16 protein-coding genes and 1 pseudogene are annotated in these 18,768 nt (G+C 70.1%); 7 read left to right on the top strand and 10 right to left on the bottom strand.

Features of this window, described 5'->3' with window-relative positions; translation table 11 throughout:
• Nucleotides 1-82: 82 nt before the first annotated feature.
• Entirely contained in the window at nucleotides 83-1,708 is a 1,626-nt protein-coding gene (locus OP79_RS24710) for a peptide-N4-asparagine amidase (RefSeq protein ID WP_033322936.1), read from the bottom strand.
• 58 nt (nucleotides 1,709-1,766) lie between these two features.
• On the bottom strand, nucleotides 1,767-2,510 hold the full coding sequence (locus tag OP79_RS24705) for a hypothetical protein (RefSeq protein ID WP_211270859.1): 744 nt from the start codon (nucleotides 2,508-2,510) through the stop codon (nucleotides 1,767-1,769).
• Between the two features lie 188 nt (nucleotides 2,511-2,698).
• Between OP79_RS24705 and OP79_RS24700 the strand changes: the two genes are divergently transcribed.
• The 4 genes from OP79_RS24700 (at nucleotide 2,699) to OP79_RS24685 (ending at nucleotide 7,374) form a co-directional block, all read left to right on the top strand.
• On the top strand, nucleotides 2,699-4,498 hold the full coding sequence (locus OP79_RS24700; RefSeq protein ID WP_033322932.1) for an ABC transporter transmembrane domain-containing protein: 1,800 nt from the start codon (nucleotides 2,699-2,701) through the stop codon (nucleotides 4,496-4,498).
• Entirely contained in the window at nucleotides 4,495-6,285 is a 1,791-nt protein-coding gene (locus OP79_RS24695) for an ABC transporter ATP-binding protein (protein WP_033322930.1), read from the top strand. The genes OP79_RS24700 and OP79_RS24695 overlap by 4 nt, the downstream gene beginning before the upstream one ends.
• 288 nt (nucleotides 6,286-6,573) lie before the next feature.
• Entirely contained in the window at nucleotides 6,574-7,044 is a 471-nt protein-coding gene (locus OP79_RS24690; protein WP_033322929.1) for a DUF5709 domain-containing protein, read from the top strand.
• Between the two features lie 54 nt (nucleotides 7,045-7,098).
• On the top strand, nucleotides 7,099-7,374 hold the full coding sequence (locus OP79_RS24685) for a type B 50S ribosomal protein L31 (RefSeq protein WP_033322927.1): 276 nt from the start codon (nucleotides 7,099-7,101) through the stop codon (nucleotides 7,372-7,374).
• Nucleotides 7,375-7,379: 5 nt separating this feature from the next.
• Here OP79_RS24685 and OP79_RS24680 read toward each other — a convergent pair whose 3' ends face one another.
• Nucleotides 7,380-8,174 carry a metal-dependent hydrolase gene (locus OP79_RS24680; protein ID WP_033322926.1) on the bottom strand — a complete coding sequence of 265 codons (795 nt, stop codon included), beginning with the start codon at nucleotides 8,172-8,174 and terminating at the stop codon, nucleotides 7,380-7,382.
• A gap of 145 nt (nucleotides 8,175-8,319) precedes the next feature.
• Here OP79_RS24680 and OP79_RS24675 point away from each other — a divergent pair, with 145 nt between their 5' ends.
• Both OP79_RS24675 and OP79_RS24670 read left to right on the top strand, forming a co-directional pair.
• Nucleotides 8,320-10,833, top strand: coding sequence for a DEAD/DEAH box helicase (locus OP79_RS24675; RefSeq protein WP_033322924.1), 2,514 nt, complete (start codon nucleotides 8,320-8,322; stop codon nucleotides 10,831-10,833).
• 19 nt (nucleotides 10,834-10,852) lie between these two features.
• A complete protein-coding gene (locus OP79_RS24670; RefSeq protein WP_033322922.1) occupies nucleotides 10,853-11,725 on the top strand; it encodes an acyl-CoA thioesterase in 873 nt (290 codons plus the stop codon).
• 4 nt (nucleotides 11,726-11,729) lie between these two features.
• On the opposite strand, the pseudogene OP79_RS49835 reads toward OP79_RS24670, so the two are convergent.
• Both OP79_RS49835 and OP79_RS24660 read right to left on the bottom strand, forming a co-directional pair.
• A pseudogene (locus OP79_RS49835) lies at nucleotides 11,730-12,682 on the bottom strand (DUF6397 family protein).
• 151 nt (nucleotides 12,683-12,833) lie between these two features.
• The gene (locus OP79_RS24660) at nucleotides 12,834-13,247 is read right to left on the bottom strand and encodes a roadblock/LC7 domain-containing protein (RefSeq protein ID WP_033322920.1); all 414 of its coding nucleotides are present in this window, start codon (nucleotides 13,245-13,247) and stop codon (nucleotides 12,834-12,836) included.
• Nucleotides 13,248-13,341: 94 nt separating this feature from the next.
• Here OP79_RS24660 and OP79_RS24655 point away from each other — a divergent pair, with 94 nt between their 5' ends.
• The gene (locus OP79_RS24655) at nucleotides 13,342-13,770 is read left to right on the top strand and encodes a PPOX class F420-dependent oxidoreductase (RefSeq protein WP_033322918.1); all 429 of its coding nucleotides are present in this window, start codon (nucleotides 13,342-13,344) and stop codon (nucleotides 13,768-13,770) included.
• A gap of 13 nt (nucleotides 13,771-13,783) precedes the next feature.
• On the opposite strand, the gene OP79_RS24650 is transcribed toward OP79_RS24655, so the two are convergent.
• Genes OP79_RS24650 through OP79_RS24630 form a run of 5 tightly spaced genes read right to left on the bottom strand, consistent with a single transcriptional unit; the run spans nucleotide 13,784 to nucleotide 18,694 of the window.
• Nucleotides 13,784-14,389 (bottom strand): GTP-binding protein, encoded by a 606-nt coding sequence (locus tag OP79_RS24650; RefSeq protein WP_033322916.1) that lies wholly within the window; start codon nucleotides 14,387-14,389, stop codon nucleotides 13,784-13,786.
• 54 nt (nucleotides 14,390-14,443) lie between these two features.
• The gene (locus OP79_RS24645; protein WP_033322914.1) at nucleotides 14,444-14,857 is read right to left on the bottom strand and encodes a DUF742 domain-containing protein; all 414 of its coding nucleotides are present in this window, start codon (nucleotides 14,855-14,857) and stop codon (nucleotides 14,444-14,446) included.
• A gap of 17 nt (nucleotides 14,858-14,874) precedes the next feature.
• Nucleotides 14,875-15,312, bottom strand: coding sequence for a roadblock/LC7 domain-containing protein (locus OP79_RS24640; RefSeq protein WP_033322913.1), 438 nt, complete (start codon nucleotides 15,310-15,312; stop codon nucleotides 14,875-14,877).
• A complete protein-coding gene (locus tag OP79_RS24635; RefSeq protein WP_033322911.1) occupies nucleotides 15,309-17,867 on the bottom strand; it encodes a sensor histidine kinase in 2,559 nt (852 codons plus the stop codon). The genes OP79_RS24640 and OP79_RS24635 overlap by 4 nt, the downstream gene beginning before the upstream one ends.
• A gap of 53 nt (nucleotides 17,868-17,920) precedes the next feature.
• Nucleotides 17,921-18,694: an MHYT domain-containing protein gene (locus OP79_RS24630; protein ID WP_033322909.1), complete on the bottom strand. Its 774-nt coding sequence runs from the start codon at nucleotides 18,692-18,694 to the stop codon at nucleotides 17,921-17,923.
• Between the last annotated feature and the right edge of the window lie 74 nt (nucleotides 18,695-18,768).

Raw genomic sequence — 18,768 nt, 5'->3', positions numbered from 1 at the left:
GGGGAGTTTGCTACCGCTGACAACGCCCATGTCACGTCCATGTAAATGATGGAGGGTGTGACACGTCACACAGGCTCTGCTCTCAGCAGCCGTCTCGATCCTCGGTGAGCGCCCCCTGCACGGTGACCAGGCTCCGGTCGTAGCAACCGGCCGAGCCGTACATCCGGTAGCGCTCGCTCGTCGTGCCGACCGCACGCCGCTGGTCGCGAGGCACATTCGCCGTATACGTCGCGTCGCCCGCGTAGCTGTCGTCGAGCCGGGACCAGGCTGTGCGCCGGCCTCCCCGCGTCTCCAGGATCATGGCCCGGTCCCCCAGCGACATGACGGTCCGCAGCCGGTCCCCGGCGCCGAGCGTCGTGGTGCCGTCCATCGTGTACGTGCGGTGCATGCGGGTCGACTTGGCCGGTCCGCGCCCGTCGACGGTGATCGTCTCGTCGTCGGTCCAGGTCGCCTTCAGGGCGTCGCTGTTCTCGCCGTCGGTCCACCGGTGCACGGATTTGTTGGCCAGCTTGCGGCTGATGGTGGTCGTCACGCGGCCGTGCGACGTGTCGACATACCCGGACACGGTCAGCCGGTGACCGGCGTCGGTGTCCAGCCGGTGCTCCGAACCGGGCGTGTACGTCGAGGAGTTGGCGAGGTCGCCCGCCTTGTGCGCGGTCAGCTTTCCGGTCACCTGCCTGCTCTTGGCATCCTGCTGGACGAGGACGTTCACCGGGGTGCTCCAGCCGGACTGCCCCTCCGGAACGCCGACCACCGAGACCTCGATCCGGTGCGGACGGCCGTCGTTGAGCAGCCCCGCGAAGGGTGTCAGGTCGTACTCGATGGGCTTGATGTCGAAGGCGCGCGGCCCCGGAATCACGTACCAGAGAAAGGGATTGGACCAGCCGCCGGTCCACACGGTCGGGAACGGCGTGGCGATGCCCGCCAGTTGCCCGTCGACCTTGATCTGCACCTCGCGGTAGGGGCCGTCGTCCGCCTTGCAGGAGTACGGCGCGGTCTCGGGCACCGTCAGATACCAGTACTCCTCGCAGCCACCACCGGATCCAGTGGCGTACACCTCGGCGACGATGCGTTCGCTGTTGCGGGGCGTGGTGAGGGTGCCGTCCTGGAGGGTGAGGACGCGGTCGGGGGTGGTGGCCGCGGGCCTGCCCTCGTAGAAGGTCAGCGTCACCTTGACGTCGATGATGCCCGTGTACGTGTCGTCGACGACGTTCCCGATGAGCATCTCGACGTCCTGGCTCTGCCGGAACGTGTCGCTGTAGCGCGTGACGTCCTTCTCCACCGACCATTCGATGCCGTCCGGCGAGGGCTGCGGGGTGGAGGTGCGGAAGACCTCGACTCCGCCGATGTGCAGATAGCCGAGCCGGTCGAACTGCCGCCCCTTCACCTTGCCGTCGAGCCGCAGCACGACCTTGCTCCATCGGTCGCCGCAGCCGCGCGGGGGTGTGTACGTGCCCTTGTACGGCGTGAAGTCGCGGAACTGAGCTTCGGCAACCGTGATGTCGCAGGACTTCGCGTCGTCGGGTGTGGTGACGGGCGGGGCGGCGGTCAGGGGGTCATGCCAGTCGGTGCCGAACTCGGCGGGCGGGGCGGCGGAATCGGCGGCTGGGGCGTGGGACGGGGCGGCCGGTGCGGGGGCCGCGCCGAGGAGGGTGCTCGCCACGAGGGTTGCTCCGGCGAGCATGGACATGATGATCCGTCTTCTCATGGCCGGAGTTCTACGGGGAGTTGGCGCTGCCCGCAATGAGGCCTCGGGCCAACGTTCGTCAGGCCTTGAGGTTCGCCTTGTCGCCCATCACCACGACCGGGTGCCTGGCCGGGTCGAGGGTGCGCAGGAGGTACTCCATGCCCGACTTGGGCAGGCTCACACAGGCCGACGTACCGCTGCCGTGGTCCATGTGCAGCCAGATGCTGCCGCCCTTGGACTGGCCCTGGGGACGGGTCGGATCGTTGGGCGAGGTGCCCTTGATCCGGTTGTAGTCGATGGCGATGACGTAGTCGAAGTCGTGCCAGTGCGACTTGGCCCAGTAGCGCGGGGCCTGGAAGCCTGCGGACCGCGTGTACGGAAGCTTGGCACCCGGGTCGGGGAGGACACCGCCCGCGTCGCTGAGCGTGAACACTCCGACAGGGCTGCGGTTGTCGCCCTCGCGGTGGTCGGTGGTCCAGCCCTTCTTGCCGTTGTGCCCCTGCCAACTGCGCGCCTGGTCCCAGGTGGAACCGGACTTCGTGTAGAGGACGATCCTGGAGTCCGCCGAGTCCTTGCCCTCGCCGTAGACCGCCACGACCTGGCGGGAGTTGGCCGGGATCTGCTTCCGCAGCCTGTCCCCGACGTCGGGGATGCGCTTGAGGTCGACGGTGCGCGCCTGGGCCTGCCGCGGCCGGTCACTCGACTGCGCGTCGCTCTCGCCACCGCTTCCGCCGTCCGAACCGCCGCAGGCCGTCAGGGACATGAGCAGGACACCACAGGCCGCGGCCGCAGCTGCCGTACGCATCGCACCGCCAATTCGCATGCGATCCATCGTCGCACCGTGTTCCGGATGATTGCGCCCGGCACCGGGGTATCCCGGCCATATGCGGGCGGTCCGGGCCGAATCTTTGCCGGGCGTCGGAAAATCGTTTGCCTTCGGACACTCTGTGGCGCGAACCTTTCACGGTTTGTTGCCTCCCCCCACCCCGTTCTACGAGCCCCTGGGACGTCATGCAGATTCAAGACCTTCCGTATCCCGACCCGGGTGTGCCGGACGCTCGCTCGGGGCCCCGATTCCTGGTGTGGCTCGGCCGGAATCAACTCGGCGGACAGCTGAAGTCCCTGGCCTGGGGACTGCTGCACTTCCTCTCCGTGTGCGGGCTGCCCTTCTGTGTCGGTTTCGCCATCCAGGCCGTCGTGGACCGCTCCGGCGCACGGCTGGCTCTGGCGGGTGGGCTGATCGCGCTGTGCGGGCTCGGTATCGCGGTGGGCGACACCATGCTGCACCGGACCGCGGTCACCAACTGGATCACCGCGGCCGCCCGCGTCCAGCAGCTGCTGGCCCGTAGGACCGCCCAGTTGGGCTCCGCGCTGACGCGGCGCGTGGCGGCCGGTGAGGTGGTCGCCGTGTCCACGGGCGACGTGGAGAAGATCGGCTGGTTCGTGGAGGCCGTGTCGCGGTTCACCGCGGCCGCCGTGACCATCGTCGTCGTCTGCGTCGCCCTGGTCGTGTACGAGCCCGCGCTCGGGATCGTCGTCGCCGTGGGCGTGCCCGTCCTGGCACTCGCGGTGCTGCCACTGCTGCCGCGCGCCACCAGGCGAGCCGACTTCCAGCGCGAGAAGGCGGGCCGCGCCACCGAGCTGGCCTCGGACACGGTCGCGGGTCTGCGCGTGCTGCGCGGCATCGGCGGCGAGGAGCTGTTCCTTGACCGGTACCGCCGGGCCTCGCAGGAGGTACGCCACGCCGCGGTCCGCAGCGCCCGGATGTGGTCGCTGATCGCCGCGGTCCAGGTGCTGCTGCCCGGTCTGCTGCTGATCGCGGTCGTCTGGCACGGCGTGAACCTGGCCCGCGAGGGCCGGATCACCGTCGGCGAGATGATCACCGTGTACAGCGCCGTCATGATCATGTCGTATCCCCTGCACCACTTCGTGGAGATCGCGATGGCGTACTCCTTCTCCCGGCCGTCCGCGAAACGTGCGGCCCGGGTGCTGGCACTGGAGCGCGCGATGGACAGCGAGGGCTCGCGCGCGGCTGTCGCGCCGGCCGGGGATCTGTACGACCCGGCGACCGGGCTGCTCGCTCCGGCCGGCCGGCTCACCGCTGTGGTGTGCGGCGACCCGGACGCTTCGGGTGTGCTGGCCGAGCGGCTCGGCGGACACGCCGCGGCCTCCTCGGATCTGCCCTCCGCGTTCCTCGGCGGCGTACCGCTGGACGAGCTGCCGCTCGACTCCGCCCGCACGGCTGTCCTCGTCCAGGACAAGGACCCGGTGCTGCTGTCCGGAAGCCTTCGCGAACTGCTCGACGTGCCCGCCTCGGGTGGCGTCAGTGCCGAGGACGCGCTGGCCGCCGCGCAGTGCGGTGACGTCCTGGACGCGCTCGCCCAGGGCTCGCTGGACGCCGAGAACCCGATGGACGCCCGGATCACCGAACGCGGTCGCTCCCTGTCGGGAGGCCAGCGCCAGCGCCTCGCGCTGGCGCGGTCCCTGATCACGGACCCGGAGGTGCTCGTCCTGGACGAGCCGACGTCCGCCGTCGACTCGCACACCGAGGCGCGGATCGCCGACGGCATCCGGTCCCTGCGCCAAGGGCGTACGACGGTGGTCTTCACCTCGTCCCCGCTGCTCCTGGACCACGCGGACCGGGTCGTACTCGTCCATGAGGGCGAGGTCGCCGCGGTCGGCGTGCACCGCGAACTGGTGCACAGCGAACCCCGGTACCGAGCCGTGGTGACCCGTGAGACCGACGACGAGGCCGCCGCAGTCGACATGGACCACCTGGAAGCACTCGAAGAGATCGAGGAGACCGCATGATCGGCGTGGCGCCACCGGCCTACGACCCGGCGGCCCCGACGACGGCGAACACCCTGCCCGTCGGCGCACCCGCGACCGTACGCGCCTACGTGGCCGAACTGTTCCAACGGCACCGCCGGGCCTTCCTGCTGCTCATCACCGTCAACACGGTCGCCGTCGTCGCCTCGATGGTGGGCCCCTACCTGCTGGGCTCCCTCGTCGAGCGCGTCTCCGACAGCGCCGGCGCGGCGCGCGAACTGCATCTGGAACGCACCGCCGCGATCTTCGTCCTCGCGCTGGTCGTCCAGGCCGTGTTCGTACGTCAGGTGCGGCTGCGTGGCGCCATGCTCGGCGAGCGCATGCTGGCCGACCTGCGCGAGGACTTCCTCGTACGGTCGGTGGGGCTGCCGCCGGGTGTCCTGGAGCGGGCCGGCACGGGCGATCTGCTGTCCCGGATCACGACGGACATCGACCGGCTCGCCAACGCCATGCGCGAGGCCGTGCCCCAACTGGCCATCGGTGTGGTGTGGGTGGCGCTGCTGCTCGGCGGGCTCGCCGTGACCGCACCGCCGCTCGCACCGGCTGTGCTGGTCGCTGTCCCGCTCCTGGTGGCAGGCTGCCGCTGGTACTTCAAGCGCGCGCCGTCGGCCTACCGCTCCGAGGCCGCCGGTTACGCCGCCGTGGCCGCCGTCCTCGCCGAGACCGTGGATGCCGGGCGCACCGTCGAGGCCCACCGCCTGGGCGAGCGCCGCATCGACCTGTCGGACCAGCGCGTCCAGGAATGGACCGCATGGGAGCGATACACCTTGTGGCTGCGGACGGTGCTCTTCCCGGTCATCAACATCACGCATGTCACGGTCCTCGGTTCGGTCCTGATGATCGGCGGATACTTTGTGCTCCAGGGCTGGATCGGGGTCGGCCAGCTGACGACGGGCGCGCTCATCGCGCAGATGCTCGTCGACCCGGTGGGCCTGATCCTGCGCTGGTACGACGAGTTGCAGGTGGCCCATGTGTCGCTGGCCCGGCTGGTGGGCGTGCGCGACATCGAGCCGGATGCCGGTGACGGGTCGCTGGACCCGGAGGGGCGCGAGGTGCGCGCCGACCGGGTGCACTTCGGTTACCGGGAAGGCATCGACGTCCTGCGCAAGGTCTCGCTGGAGGTCGCGCCGGGCACCCGGCTGGCCCTGGTCGGCCCGTCCGGCGCGGGCAAGTCCACGCTGGGCAGGCTGCTCGCCGGGATCTACGCGCCCCGCGTCGGCCACATCACCCTGGGCGGCGCCGAACTGTCCGAGATGTCCGCCGAACGCGTCCGCTCCCATGTGGCGCTGGTCAACCAGGAACACCACGTCTTCGTGGGGTCCCTGCGCGACAACCTGCTCCTCGCCCGTACAGATGCCGATGACGCCGAACTGTGGGCGGCCCTCGACGCCGTCGACGCCGACGACTGGGCACAGGCGCTGGACGACGGTCTGGACACCGAGGTCGGCTCGGGCGGCCTTGGCCTCACCCCGGCCCAGGCCCAGCAGATCGCGCTGGCCAGGCTGGTGCTCGCCGATCCGCACACACTGGTCCTGGACGAGGCCACCTCGCTCCTCGACCCGCGCGCCGCCCGCCACCTGGAACGCTCCCTGGCCCGCGTCCTCGACGGCCGCACCGTGGTCGCCATCGCCCACCGGCTGCACACCGCCCACGACGCCGACGTCATCGCCGTCGTCGAGAACGGCCGCATCAGCGAACTCGGCAGCCACGACCAACTGGTCACCGCCGACGGCGCGTACGCCGCGCTGTGGCGGTCCTGGCACGGGTGAGTCACCGCTCCGGTGCCAGGTCCGCCTGTGTTCGGGCGGACCGGCACCGCGGCCGTACCGGTGGTCTGGCCAGGGCCCATGCCCTCCCGTGAGGGCGGGCCCGGCCGGCGGTCCGCTCCGTGGCGTTGCGGTGTGTCGGCCAGGGGTGGAAGGGTGGACATGGGCACGGGCTCGGGGAGCGCACCGGCACCGCCCGGTTCCGTATGAGCGAGGCCTGAGCCCGGCGGCCCGCGCGCCTGCCGCCGAACGCGGTGGCAGCGGGTCGGCCCGCATCACCTGGAGGTACCCGTGGACAGCACCGACGGATGGGGAGACGACGTCTACCAGCCCGACCAGTCCGAAGTGCAGGACGACGCGGGGTTGCTCGACGCCGAGGACACCCTGGAATCCGACGGTGTGAACAACCCCTTGGACCGGGGTTGGTCGCCGCCGGAGCGGCCGTGGGCCGTGGAGCGCCGGGATGTGACCGCGGCCGAGCGGCTTCGCGGCGAGACGCTGGACGAACGCCTCGCGGAGGAACTGCCGGAGGTCGCGCCGTCCGACGGGGACGGTATCGGCGACAGCCTCGATTCCGACGGCGAGCCCCTGGACAACGAGGTGGGCGCCATCCGCTCCGGGCGTCTCGTGGCGCCCGACGAAGGTGCGCATGAGGACGAGGAGAGCGGGCTGATCGCCACCGATGTCGGCATCGACGGCGCCGCCGCCTCGGCGGAGGAGGCCGCCATGCACATCGTGGACGAGGACGCCCAGTACGGCTGATCCACAAGTCCCGGCCCCCTGCCCGCGCACCGACTCCCCATGCGAGGAGCACATATGCAGCAGGACAAGCACCCCGACTACCACCCGGTCGTCTTCCGCGACCGTGCCGCCGGCTACGCCTTCCTCACCCGGTCCACCGCGACCAGCGACCAGACGATCGACTGGGACGACGGGCGGACGTACCCCGTCGTCGATGTGGAGATCTCCTCGGAGAGCCACCCCTTCCACACCGGCAAGGCACGCACCGTGGACACGGAAGGTCGGATCGCCCGCTTCGAGAAGCGGTACGGCAGCAGTGGCCCGGCCTCGGGCGGGGACGACGCGGCGTAGACAGCTCAGATGACGTTGAGCGCCGCCGCGCAGCCCACTCCTCCGAGCACCATGAATACCGGCATCAGCACCTTCAGCTCGACCCAGCTGCCCGCCCGGAACCGCATCGCCTTGGGCGGCCCCACCGGGTACCAGCGCTTGCGGCCTATGGGAATCGGCCACAGGATCGGGCAGCCGGACACCGTCAGTGCGTCCCCGATGTCGTGCACCAGCGCGCCGAGGACGACCGGCAGCCCCAGCCACAGGTACTCCTGGCCTGGCGCCGTGAACAGCCAGTCGGAGCCGTTGCCCGGCTGGTCCAGGACTCCCGCGAGGATCCAGGCGCTGGTCGCGGCGAGCAGCCAGACCAGTACGTCGGCGCTCTGGCCACGCGTCGCCCGCCACAGCAGCCCCTCGATGGCGAGCACTATGTGCACGAAGAGGATCGCCAGGACCGCCCAGCGCTCCCCTGTGATCGCGATGGCGGAGGTGCCCGCACCGATCAGCGCCGCCCACAGCCAGGTGTGCGTCAGGGTGCGGTGCCCGCCCGAGCGACGCGGGTCGCCCTGCTTCTTCGTCCCCTTGTAGACGGCGTACGAGAGCTTGTCGACGATCTCGCACAGGCCCCGTGAGAGGGGGCCGAAGGCCGTCGAGATGGTGGCCGCCTTGTGGTCGAGGTCCGGGGCGAGCGCGGCGCCGGCGCAGATCAGCGCGCCGACCAGGAGGACCGGCCAGGGCATCGTGTACCCGGCGGCGGCCGCCGCGGCTCCGACGCCCAGCCAGGCCGCGGCCCCCGACAGTGAGTGTGCTGGTCCCATCATGGCCGTGGCCCGCCCCATTCCTCGTGTACTCGCGCCCGGTCGTCCAGGTGCGCTGATCCCTCGTCGGCGCCACAGCGTAACGTTCGTGATCTTCTGTCCGGCAACCGATTCCCTCATTGCCCGGGATCACAGGCAAGATGGGGACGTGACCCTTATCGATCAGCTGCCGCAGACCGCAGATCCCGACGCCCTCTACGAAGCCTTCGAGTCGTGGACCGGGGAACGCGGTATCGCGCTCTACCCCCACCAGGAGGAGGCGCTGATCGAGGTGGTGTCGGGTGCCAACGTGATCGTGTCGACACCCACGGGCTCCGGCAAGAGTCTGATCGCCGCCGGCGCGCACTTCGCGGCGCTCGCCCGTGACGAGGTCACCTTCTACACGGCACCGATCAAGGCGCTCGTCTCGGAGAAGTTCTTCGAGCTGTGCAAGCTCTTCGGCACCGAGAACGTCGGCATGCTGACCGGCGACGCCTCCGTCAACGCCGATGCCCCCGTCATCTGCTGCACAGCCGAGGTCCTGGCGTCCATCGCGCTGCGCGACGGCAAGCGGGCCGATGTCGGCCAGGTCGTCATGGACGAGTTCCATTTCTACGCCGAGGGCGACCGCGGCTGGGCCTGGCAGATCCCGATCCTCGAACTGCCGCAGGTCCAGTTCATCCTGATGTCGGCCACGCTCGGCGATGTCTCGATGTTCGAGGAGGACCTCACTCGCCGGACCGGCCGCCCCACCTCGGTCGTCCGCTCGGCGACCCGGCCTGTGCCTCTCTCCTACGAGTACCGGCTGACGCCGCTCACGGAGACGCTCACCGAGCTCCTCGAGACCAAGCAGGCTCCCGTCTACATCGTGCACTTCACTCAGGCTCAGGCGGTGGAGCGGGCCCAGGCGCTGATGAGCATCAACATGTGCACGCGTGCGGAGAAGGACCAGATCGCCGAGCTGATCGGCAACTTCCGCTTCACTACCAAGTTCGGCCGCAATCTTTCCCGTTACGTCCGGCACGGCATCGGTGTGCATCACGCCGGGATGCTGCCCAAGTACCGGCGGCTGGTGGAGAAGCTGGCGCAGGCCGGCCTCCTGAAGGTCATCTGCGGCACGGACACCCTCGGTGTCGGCGTCAACGTCCCCATCCGCACGGTGCTGTTCACCGCTCTGGCGAAGTACGACGGCAACCGTGTGCGGACGCTTCGTGCGCGTGAGTTCCACCAGATCGCGGGCCGCGCCGGACGGGCCGGCTTCGACACGGCGGGATTCGTCGTCGCCCAGGCTCCCGAGCACGTCGTCGAGAACGAGAAGGCCCTCGCCAAAGCGGGCGACGATCCGAAGAAGCGTCGCAAGGTGGTCCGCAAGAAGGCTCCCGAGGGGTTCGTCGGCTGGACGGAGAACACCTTCGAGAAGCTCATCTCCTCCGATCCGGAGCCGCTCACCTCCCGCTTCCGCGTCACCCACACGATGCTTCTGTCGGTGATCGCCCGGCCCGGCAACGCCTTCGACGCGATGCGCCATCTGCTGGAGGACAACCACGAGCCGCGCAAGCAGCAGTTGCGGCACATCCGGCGCGCGATCGCCATCTACCGCTCGCTCCTGGACGGCGGCATCGTCGAGAAGCTCGAGGAGCCGGACGCCGAGGGCCGCATCGTGCGCCTGACGGTCGATCTGCAGCAGGACTTCGCGCTCAACCAGCCACTGTCCACCTTCGCCCTCGCCGCGTTCGAGCTTCTGGAACCGGAGTCCCCTTCCTACGCGCTGGACATGGTGTCCGTCGTCGAGTCGACGCTGGACGACCCCCGGCAGATCCTCGCTGCCCAGCAGAACAAGGCCCGCGGCGAGGCTGTCGCGGCGATGAAGGCGGATGGCGTCGAGTACGAGGAGCGGATGGAGCGGCTCCAGGACGTGTCGTACCCCAAGCCGCTGGAGGAGCTCCTCTTCCACGCGTACAACACCTACCGCAAGAGCCACCCGTGGGTCGGTGACCATCCGCTGTCGCCGAAGTCCGTCATCCGTGACATGTACGAACGGGCCATGACCTTCACGGAGTTCGTCTCCCACTACGAACTCGCCCGCACGGAGGGCATCGTGCTGCGCTACCTCGCCAGCGCGTACAAGGCGCTTGATCACACCGTCCCGGACGACCTCAAGTCCGACGATCTGGAGGACCTGATCGCCTGGCTCGGCGAGATGGTGCGGCAGGTCGACTCCAGCCTCCTCGACGAGTGGGAGCAGCTCGCCAACCCGGAGGAGATGACGGCCGAGGAGGCCCAGGAGAAGGCCGACCAGGTCAAGCCGGTCACCTCGAACTCGCGTGCCTTCCGCGTCCTGGTCCGCAACGCCATGTTCCGCCGTGTCGAGCTCGCCGCCCTCGACCAGGTCGGGGAACTCGGGGAGATGGACGCCGAGTCCGGCTGGGACGCCGACGCCTGGGGCGAGGCCATGGACAAGTACTGGGACGAGTACGACGACCTCGGCACCGGCCCCGACGCACGCGGCCCCAAACTGCTGCTCATCGAGGAGGAGCCGCAGAACGGCCTGTGGCGCGTGCGACAGACCTTCGCAGACCCGAACGGCGATCACGACTGGGGCATCAGCGCGGAGATCGACCTCGCTGCCTCCGACGCCGAGGGACGTGCCATCGTCAAGGTCACCGACGTCGGCCAGCTGTGAGCACAGGAGAACGCGACACATGACGAACCCAGCGGAACGACTCGTCGATCTGCTCGACCTGGAGCAGATCGAGGTCAACATCTTCCGTGGCCGCAGCCCGCAGGAGTCCTTGCAGCGGGTCTTCGGCGGGCAGGTGGCGGGCCAGGCCCTGGTCGCCGCCGGCCGCACCACGGACGGGGAGCGGCCTGTGCACTCGCTGCACGCGTACTTCCTGCGCCCGGGCCGCCCGGGTGTGCCGATCGTGTACCAGGTCGAACGGGTCCGCGACGGGCGGTCGTTCACCACGCGCCGCGTCACCGCTGTGCAGCAGGGCCGCACGATCTTCAATCTGACCGCCTCCTTTCACAAGCCTGAAGAAGGGAGCTTCGAGCACCAGTTGCCGCCGGCCCGCGAGGTCCCGGATCCTGAGTCGCTCCCGACCGTCACTCAGGAGATCAAGGAGCATCTGGGCGAGCTCCCCGAGACGTTGGAGCGCATGGCCCGGCGCCAGCCCTTCGACATCCGCTACGTGGACCGGATGCGCTGGACCCCCGAGGAGGTCGAACACGCCGAGCCGCGCAGCGCCGTGTGGATGCGCGCCGTCGGCCCCTTGGGCGACGACCCGCTGGTCCACACCTGCGCGCTCACGTATGCGAGCGACATGACCCTCCTGGACGCCGTCCGCATCCCGGTGGAACCGCTCTGGGGCCCGCGCGGCTTCGACATGGCCTCTCTGGACCACGCCATGTGGTTCCATCGGCCGTTCCGCGCCGACGAGTGGTTCCTGTACGACCAGGAGTCGCCGATCGCCACGGGTGGCCGGGGTCTGGCGCGTGGGCGCATCTACGACCGGGACGGACGGATGCTCGTCTCGGTCGTCCAGGAAGGGCTGTTCCGCAAGCTCGAGGCCTGACAGGTCAGGGGCTTCTGCGGCGCAGCCATCCGAAGAGGCCGCGGGAGCGTTCCGGTTCCCCGACGCTCTGCCGCTCCTCGATCAGCCGTGGTTCCCGACGAGCACACGGTGCCTCGGCTCCCCTCGGTGTCGGACGTGGGGCGGGCCGGTCCTCTCGTGCCTCATCGATCGTGTTCGCCAAGTCGCTGCGGAGCCAGCTGATTTCGTCCGGGTCCTGTGCAGTCGTGATCCGTGCGACGACGTGGGCGGCGGGTGAATCAGGCGCGCCGTGGGCCGGCTGCTCCGGGCGGAAGCGGTTCAGATAGGCGCGTTCGTACGGGTCCTCGATGATCTCCGCGACCTGCACGGGATCCAGCAGGGACGCCACGGCCGCGGCGCGCTCCCAGGGATCCCCGGTCTGCCGCAGCAGAAATCCCACGTGCCGCCCGCGCCAGTTGCGGGCCCGCAGGTCCAGGCCCGCAGGTCCACGCCCGCGTCCAACTGGTCGCGCAGACCCTCGGGCGTACGGCCGCTCAACAGCGGGGCGTTGTCCTCGCTCGCGGCGAACTGCCGTAGTTCCTCGGCCAGATACAGCCAGACCACAGCGCGGTAACGGTTCAAATACCACTTTACGGGCGTGATCAGGCCGAGGCGTGCGAACCGCGTGAACCGGGCTGCCGACACCCCCATGAGGGCCGCGCCCTCCGCGGTGCCCACGGCCTTGACGCGCTCGCGCAGCGCCTCGGGAAAACCGGTTTCGGAACGCACCCGGTCGATCTCCGCGCGGGCGACGCGACTGCCTCCGCCCCCTTCGTCGGGAAGGGTCCTGATGCATCCGAGTCGGACGCCGAGGTCGAACTCGCCTCGTTTCAGGCCCAGTTCCCGCGCCGCGCGGCTCGGCGCGAGCGACGGCCGGACCGCCGCCGTGGCGGCCGGGGTGGTGGGCAGGGCGGACTGCGTGATGGTGTTGCCGGACATGATGGTTCTCCCCCGTACAGCGACATGCGATTGCGTGCCTTTGCCTTGCTTGCGCCGTATGCGTGCGCTCGCTTCGGGAAAAACCGTAGCCGGTTTGCCACGCCCCCGCTCAGCCTGTGGACAACCTGAAGCGGGTCAACGTCTCTGCAGGTCAGGGGTCTATGGCGGGTGCGTGTTCCGGCTGTCGCGCATCGATGTCGAGGTGTTCACCGACGCGGTTGACGAGGAGCGTCATCTCGTAGGCGACCTGGCCGATGTCCGCTTCGGCCGCACTGAGCACGCACAGACAGCTGCCGGTGCCCGCCGCCGTGACGAACAGGACCGCGTCATCGAACTCGATCATCGTCTGCCGGACTCGGCCTGCGCCGAAGTGCCGGCCCGAGCCCTTGGCCAGGCTGTGCAGCCCCGACGAGACGGCGGCGAGGTGTTCGGCGTCCTCGCGCCTGAGTCCCGTACTGGCCGCCGTGACCAGCCCGTCGTTGGACAGCACCAGCGCATGTCGTACGTGTTCGACGCGCTCGGTCAGGTCGTCCAGCAGCCAGCCGAGTCCCTGGTTCGGCTCCATGATCCGTCTCCCCGTGTTGTGAGTCACCTCTGGCCTGAGGATCTGACGAGCCAGCCTTCCCCACAGCCGCCGTCCGGGCAAGCAGGATGGGTGTATGGCACAGAACATGACTGATGAGGAATGGCGGGCGTTCGTCTCGGACGGCACCCGCACCGGCAAGCTGTCGACTGTCCGAGCGGACGGAAGTCCGCATGTGGCACCGATCTGGTTCGTGCTCGACGGGGACGACCTTGTCTTCAACACAGGGAAGGACACCGTCAAGGGGCGCAATCTTGCCCGGGACGGCCGGGTCGCCCTGTGCGTGGACGACGACCGGCCCCCGTACGCCTTCGTGGTCCTGCGAGGGCGCGCCCGGATCTCGGAGGATCTCGATGAGGTCCGGCTGTGGGCCGGGCGGATAGGGGCGCGTTACATGGGCGAGGACCGGGCCGAGGAGTTCGCCGCCCGCAACGGCGTGCCGGGCGAACTCCTCGTGCGGGTGAGCATCGAGAAGGTCCTCGCCCAGGCCGCTGTCTCGGACTGAGCGAGCCGCAGCGTCAGCCGACGGAGTCGAGCAGCCGGGCGGTGTGCATCCGCCCGGCGTACTCGACGAGACGTATCAGCACCTCCTTCCCCGAGTCGCGGTCACGGGCGTCGCAGAGCACCACGGGTGTGCCCTGGTCGAGGTCGAGGGCGCGTGATACCTCGTGGGCTCCGTAAGTACGCGCATCCGCGAAGCAGTTGACGGCCACGACGAACGGGATGCGCCGGTGCTCGAAGTAGTCGACCGCAGGGAAGCAGTCCCCGAGCCGCCGGGTGTCCGCGAGGACGACGGCACCGAGGGCGCCCTGGGACAGTTCGTCCCACAGGAACCAGAACCGGTCCTGTCCCGGTGTGCCGAACAGGTAGAGCGACAGACCGGACCTGATGGTGATGCGGCCGAAGTCCATGGCGACGGTCGTCGTGACCTTCTGGTCCACACCGCCGGTGTCGTCGACCGACTGGCCCACCTCGCTGAGCAGTTCCTCGGTGCGCAGCGGCCTGATCTCGCTGACGGCTCCTACGAGGGTGGTCTTGCCCACGCCGAATCCGCCGGCGACCAGGATCTTCAAGGCCAGTGGGGCCGTCTCACCGTTCGGGGTGTCGGAGTGCTCGGAGACCATCGATCACTTCTCTCGGGAGTGCCGGCCATGGCCGGTGTGGGTTCGGGTCCGTCTTCACAGCGCTCTCAGTCCCTCGATGACCTCGCGCAGGATGCGTTCGTCGGGCAGTTGGGCGGGTGGCACCGGGCGGCTGACCGTGACGCAGCCCAGCTCCAGGAGGTCTCCGAGGAGCACTCGGACCACGCCGACAGGCAGGTCGGCGCCCGCGGCCAGTTCGGCGACGGACTGGGTCTCCGCACGGCAGAGGTCGATGAGGGCCAGGTGTTCCGGGCCGAGTGAGGTGTCGTCGCCGACGTCCGGGGCGCTCATGTCCAGGGTGACGAGTGCGATCAGGTCGAAGCGCACCCCGGTGGGTCCGGGTTTGGTTCGTCCGCCTGTCATCGCGTACGGGCGGACGAGCGGCCCGGCCTCGTCGTCGTACCACTGGCTGCCCGGCTGCTCAGGAGGGCCGGTTCTGTCCTCGGTCATGTCTGGCCGCCCTTCGCTCACCCGGACGGGGCCGGTCGTGCGGCGACCCGCGGCGCCGTGGAGAGGTGCTCGCCCACCCGCTTGACCAGGAGCGCCATCTCGTAGGCGACCAGCCCGATGTCGGCCGTCACGGCGCTGAGGACGGCGAGGCAGGAGCCGTCGCCCGCGGCGGCCACGAACAGGAAGCCATCGTCCATTTCCACCATCGTCTGGCGTACGCCGCCGACGCCGAAGTGGCGGCCCGCGCCCTTGGCCAGGCTGTTGAAGCCCGAGGCGACCGCGGAGAGGTGCTCGGCGTCCTCCCGCGTGAGGCCGCCGGACGCGCCCATCGCGAGCCCGTCGTTGGACAGCACCACGGCATGGCGTACCTCACCGACGCGCATCACCAAGTCGTCCAGCAGCCAGTCGAGTTCACCGGTCCGCTGCGCGGTTCCCATATCCCGGTCGTGGATCATGCGAGGTCTCCTTCGCTGCCGTCGCCGTCCGAGGCGGGGTCGGGAATTGCGCCGAGGCCGGGCGAGCGACCGCCGCCGCGGGCCCAGCCTGCGCGGTAGGCCGCCATACGGTCCCGTACCAGCTCGGGGGTGCGCTCCTCGTCGACCTGAGGGTTCGCCGCTGCCGCGGGCTCGGCGGGGCGCTCCTCACGCAACTGCGGGGCGAGGCTTGCCTGTCGTACGCGCTGTGGGAGCCCTTCGGATTCCTGGGCGTCGTCGGCCGGGCGGTGCAGCCGCAGGGTCGTGACGCCGGGCGGTGGGGCGTCGTGCGGGCCGTTCCCGGAGGCTCCCGGGAGGTTCCCGGAGGCCTGTGTGGCCGCCTGTGCGGGGGCCACCAGAGCGGGCCGTTCGCTCAGGGGCTCCACGGAGTCCTGTTGCGGGGCGGCGGGCACGCGCGCGTACTCGCGTTCCTCGGGCGGTCCGGTCTCCGCCCGGTTGGCACCGGAACGTTCCGCGGCCGTTGTGTGAAGCAGTGCGGTGGGCAGCAGGACGACCGCGGTGGTGCCGCCGTAGGGCGAGGTCCGCAGGTGCACCTTGATGCCGTGCCGGGCGGCGAGCCTGCTCACCACGAAGAGCCCGAGACGGTCGCTGTCGAACAGGTCGAGAGCCTCGGACTGCTCGATGCGGCGGTTCGCTTCGGCGAGGGTCTCCTTGCCCATGCCGAGGCCCCGGTCCTCGATCTCCAGCGCGTAGCCGTTGCCGACCGGCTCGCCGGTGATGCGCACCTTGGTGTGGGGCGGCGAGAACTGGGCGGCGTTCTCGACGATTTCGGCGAGGAGGTGGGTGAGGTCCGCGACCGCGGCTCCGACGACCGACGTCTCCGGGAGGTGTCGTACCTCCACGCGCGCGTAGTCCTCGACTTCGGATACGGCGGCACGGACCACGTTCGCGAGCGACACCGGCATCCGCCAGGCCCGGCCGGGAGCGGCTCCGGAGAGGATGATCAGGCTCTCCGCATGCCGGCGCATACGCGTGGTCAGGTGGTCGAGCCGGAACAGGTCGCTCAGTTCGTCCGGGTCCTCGGACCGGCGCTCCATGCTGTCCAGCAGGTTCAGTTGGCGGTGCACGAGGACCTGGCTGCGGCGGGCGAGGTTGACGAAGACTCCGGAGATGCCGCTGGCGAGTTCCGCGCGTTCGACCGCGGCGCGCAGGGCGGCGCGGTGCACGGTGCCCAGGGCCTCCGCGACCTGGCCTGCCTCGTCCTCCGCGGGCGGGCCGGGAGGGGCCTCGGCGCGGACGTCGATCTCCTCTCCCGCCCGCAGTCTGCGCATGGCGTGCGGGAGTTTGCGACGGGCGATCTCCAGTGCGCTGTTGCGCAGACTCACCAACTCGACGACGAGACCGCGTCCGATACGTACAGAGATCACGAGGGACGCCGCCACAGCGACGAGGCCGAGAAGGACCGCGGCACCGGCCGGTGAGAGCAGGCCGCGCCGGAACGGGTCGGCGCGATCCGCGACGCCGTGACCCGCGCCCGCCTCGATCGTCCGCATGGCGTCCTGCACGCGCGCGTGCGCTGCTTTCCAGTCCTCCTCGGGAGCGGCCTGAACGGCCCTGGAGCCGTTTCGGCTCGCGAGCACCTTGTCCTCGGCGGCGCGTATGCCGGCGTACGCGCTCTCCTCCGCGAGTCCACCCCACGCGGCCCGCTCGGGCCCGCGCAGGTCCGGGACAGCGGATTCGGTGAGCAACCGGCGTGTGTGGACGGCACCGTTGAACAGTCGCAGCCGCTCTCCGTCAAGGGTTCCGGAGAGCCGGGCGCCGGCGAGCACCGCGTCCTCCTGGGCCAGGGCCTCCCCCGCGCGGGCGAACTCGAGCACCACGCGCGCGTCGGAGCCGAGATCGGCGTCCTGGATGCCGGTGAGCGCACCGCCCACCGAGAAGGCCGTCGAAATGGTCTGCGTGTACTGCGCGTACGTCTCTTTCCATCCCGTCCGCCGTTCGAGCACCGCGGTCCGCAGGGAACGCAGTTGCTCGGCCCGGGTGACGAAGGTTTCGAGGCGCTGTGCCACTCCGGAGGGCAGTTCCTGGCTGTCGGCGACGGTGTTGTGCTCCCCGAGCCGCAGCTTCGCCACGGCCCGGTCGGTGCGTGCCGCCAGTTGCTTGAGGTGGCTCTCCTGCTCGGCGGCGGGGTCGGTCGCACGGCGTACGGCGGCCGTGCGCTCGGCCTGGAGCGCGGCGACGGCGGCGGCCACCGGGGTACGTACCTGGGAGTCCACCCGCTGCAACTGCCGCAGCCGTGCGACATCCTGGGCCGTGGTGACGGTGGCGTACGCCCACAGCGCGAGCAAGGAGATGACGGGCACCATCAACAGGCAGACGATCTTCGCCCGTACGGTGCGGGGGCGCGGACTCCAACGTCCCGCGCGCGTGGGTATCTCACTCGGCGCGATACCGGCCTGCTCTTCCGGTGCGGAGTCTTCGTCGGCCGGTGGCCCGGCGTGCGCGCGGCGGCCCCGTGCGGGAGTCGGGGGCGGCGGCTGGGAGCCGCCTGCTGGGGTCCTACGGGGTGTACGCATGGCCTCCTCGCTCGGAGTGGTTCGGGGCGCGCCTGCAGGTCGCGGTCTCTGCGCTAGTGGGCGGCGCTCTCGACGGGTCGCTGGGCCGATGCGGATGCCTCGCGTTCTCCAGCGGTCGGGGAGAGCGCGACGAACGCCGATGTCAGGAAGAGATAGGACCCGAGGCCGACGGCGAGGGGGAAGATGAACTGCATCGCCGTGGCCCCGGGCAGGGCATCGCCCGAAGGGGAGACACGCACGCTGACCGCGATCATCCCGGTGTAGTGCATGCTGCTCACCGCCACTCCCATGACGAGGGAGGCGACGGCGACCGCGATGGGCGACTTGATGTTCAGTGCCGCCCAGAGTGCGGCGGTCGCCGCGACCACGGCGATCACGACGGAGATCCCGACCAGCACCGGGTCGTAGTTCACGTCACCGTGCAGCCGCAGGGCGACCATGCCCAGGTAGTGCATGCTCGCCACGCCGATGCCGGTGGTGAGGCCGCCGAGGACCAGTGCCCTGCCTCGGTCATGGCCGTAGCCGACGGCGAAGACACCCGCGCCGACGACGACCATGGCGACGAGCAGGCTGAGGATGGTCAGTGGCACGTCGTAGCGGATCTCGGTGCCGCTGACGCTGAAGCCGAGCATCGCCACGAAGTGCATGGTCCAGATGCCCGTGCCGATGGCGGAGGCCGCGGTGAGCAGCCAGTTGCGGCGCGACCGCCCCGAGGCGCCCAGCGCACGGACCGTGCAGCGCAGCCCCAGGGCGGCGCCTATGCAGGCCATCACGTACGACAACGCGGGGGTCAGCCAGCCGAAGGTGGCGTGGTCCAGGTGTCCCATGGCTCCGGGACGCTAGCCCGGTCTGGAGTACATGAAGGGGGCGCATTTCGAAAGGTGTTGGAATATGACGCCAA

The sequence above is a fragment of the Streptomyces yerevanensis genome, assembly GCF_000716805.1.
Taxonomy (GTDB): domain Bacteria; phylum Actinomycetota; class Actinomycetes; order Streptomycetales; family Streptomycetaceae; genus Streptomyces; species Streptomyces flaveus.
This window is presented reverse-complemented; position numbering and strand designations above follow the sequence as displayed.

Bases quoted from the DNA above. Each gene is read 5' to 3' on its own strand.
- OP79_RS24685 (WP_033322927.1), top strand. From the start codon at position 7,099: ATGCAGCAGGACAAGCACCCCGACTACCACCCGGTCGTCTTCCGCGAC.
- OP79_RS24660 (WP_033322920.1), bottom strand. From the start codon at position 13,247: ATGGAGCCGAACCAGGGACTCGGCTGGCTGCTGGACGACCTGACCGAG.
- OP79_RS24695 (WP_033322930.1), top strand. From the start codon at position 4,495: ATGATCGGCGTGGCGCCACCGGCCTACGACCCGGCGGCCCCGACGACG.
- OP79_RS24680 (WP_033322926.1), bottom strand. From the start codon at position 8,174: ATGATGGGACCAGCACACTCACTGTCGGGGGCCGCGGCCTGGCTGGGC.
- OP79_RS24650 (WP_033322916.1), bottom strand. From the start codon at position 14,389: ATGGTCTCCGAGCACTCCGACACCCCGAACGGTGAGACGGCCCCACTG.
- OP79_RS24700 (WP_033322932.1), top strand. From the start codon at position 2,699: ATGCAGATTCAAGACCTTCCGTATCCCGACCCGGGTGTGCCGGACGCT.
- OP79_RS24645 (WP_033322914.1), bottom strand. From the start codon at position 14,857: ATGACCGAGGACAGAACCGGCCCTCCTGAGCAGCCGGGCAGCCAGTGG.
- OP79_RS24705 (WP_211270859.1), bottom strand. From the start codon at position 2,510: ATGCGAATTGGCGGTGCGATGCGTACGGCAGCTGCGGCCGCGGCCTGT.
- OP79_RS24670 (WP_033322922.1), top strand. From the start codon at position 10,853: ATGACGAACCCAGCGGAACGACTCGTCGATCTGCTCGACCTGGAGCAG.
- OP79_RS24635 (WP_033322911.1), bottom strand. From the start codon at position 17,867: ATGCGTACACCCCGTAGGACCCCAGCAGGCGGCTCCCAGCCGCCGCCC.
- OP79_RS24630 (WP_033322909.1), bottom strand. From the start codon at position 18,694: ATGGGACACCTGGACCACGCCACCTTCGGCTGGCTGACCCCCGCGTTG.
- OP79_RS24640 (WP_033322913.1), bottom strand. From the start codon at position 15,312: ATGATCCACGACCGGGATATGGGAACCGCGCAGCGGACCGGTGAACTC.
- OP79_RS24710 (WP_033322936.1), bottom strand. From the start codon at position 1,708: ATGAGAAGACGGATCATCATGTCCATGCTCGCCGGAGCAACCCTCGTG.
- OP79_RS24655 (WP_033322918.1), top strand. From the start codon at position 13,342: ATGGCACAGAACATGACTGATGAGGAATGGCGGGCGTTCGTCTCGGAC.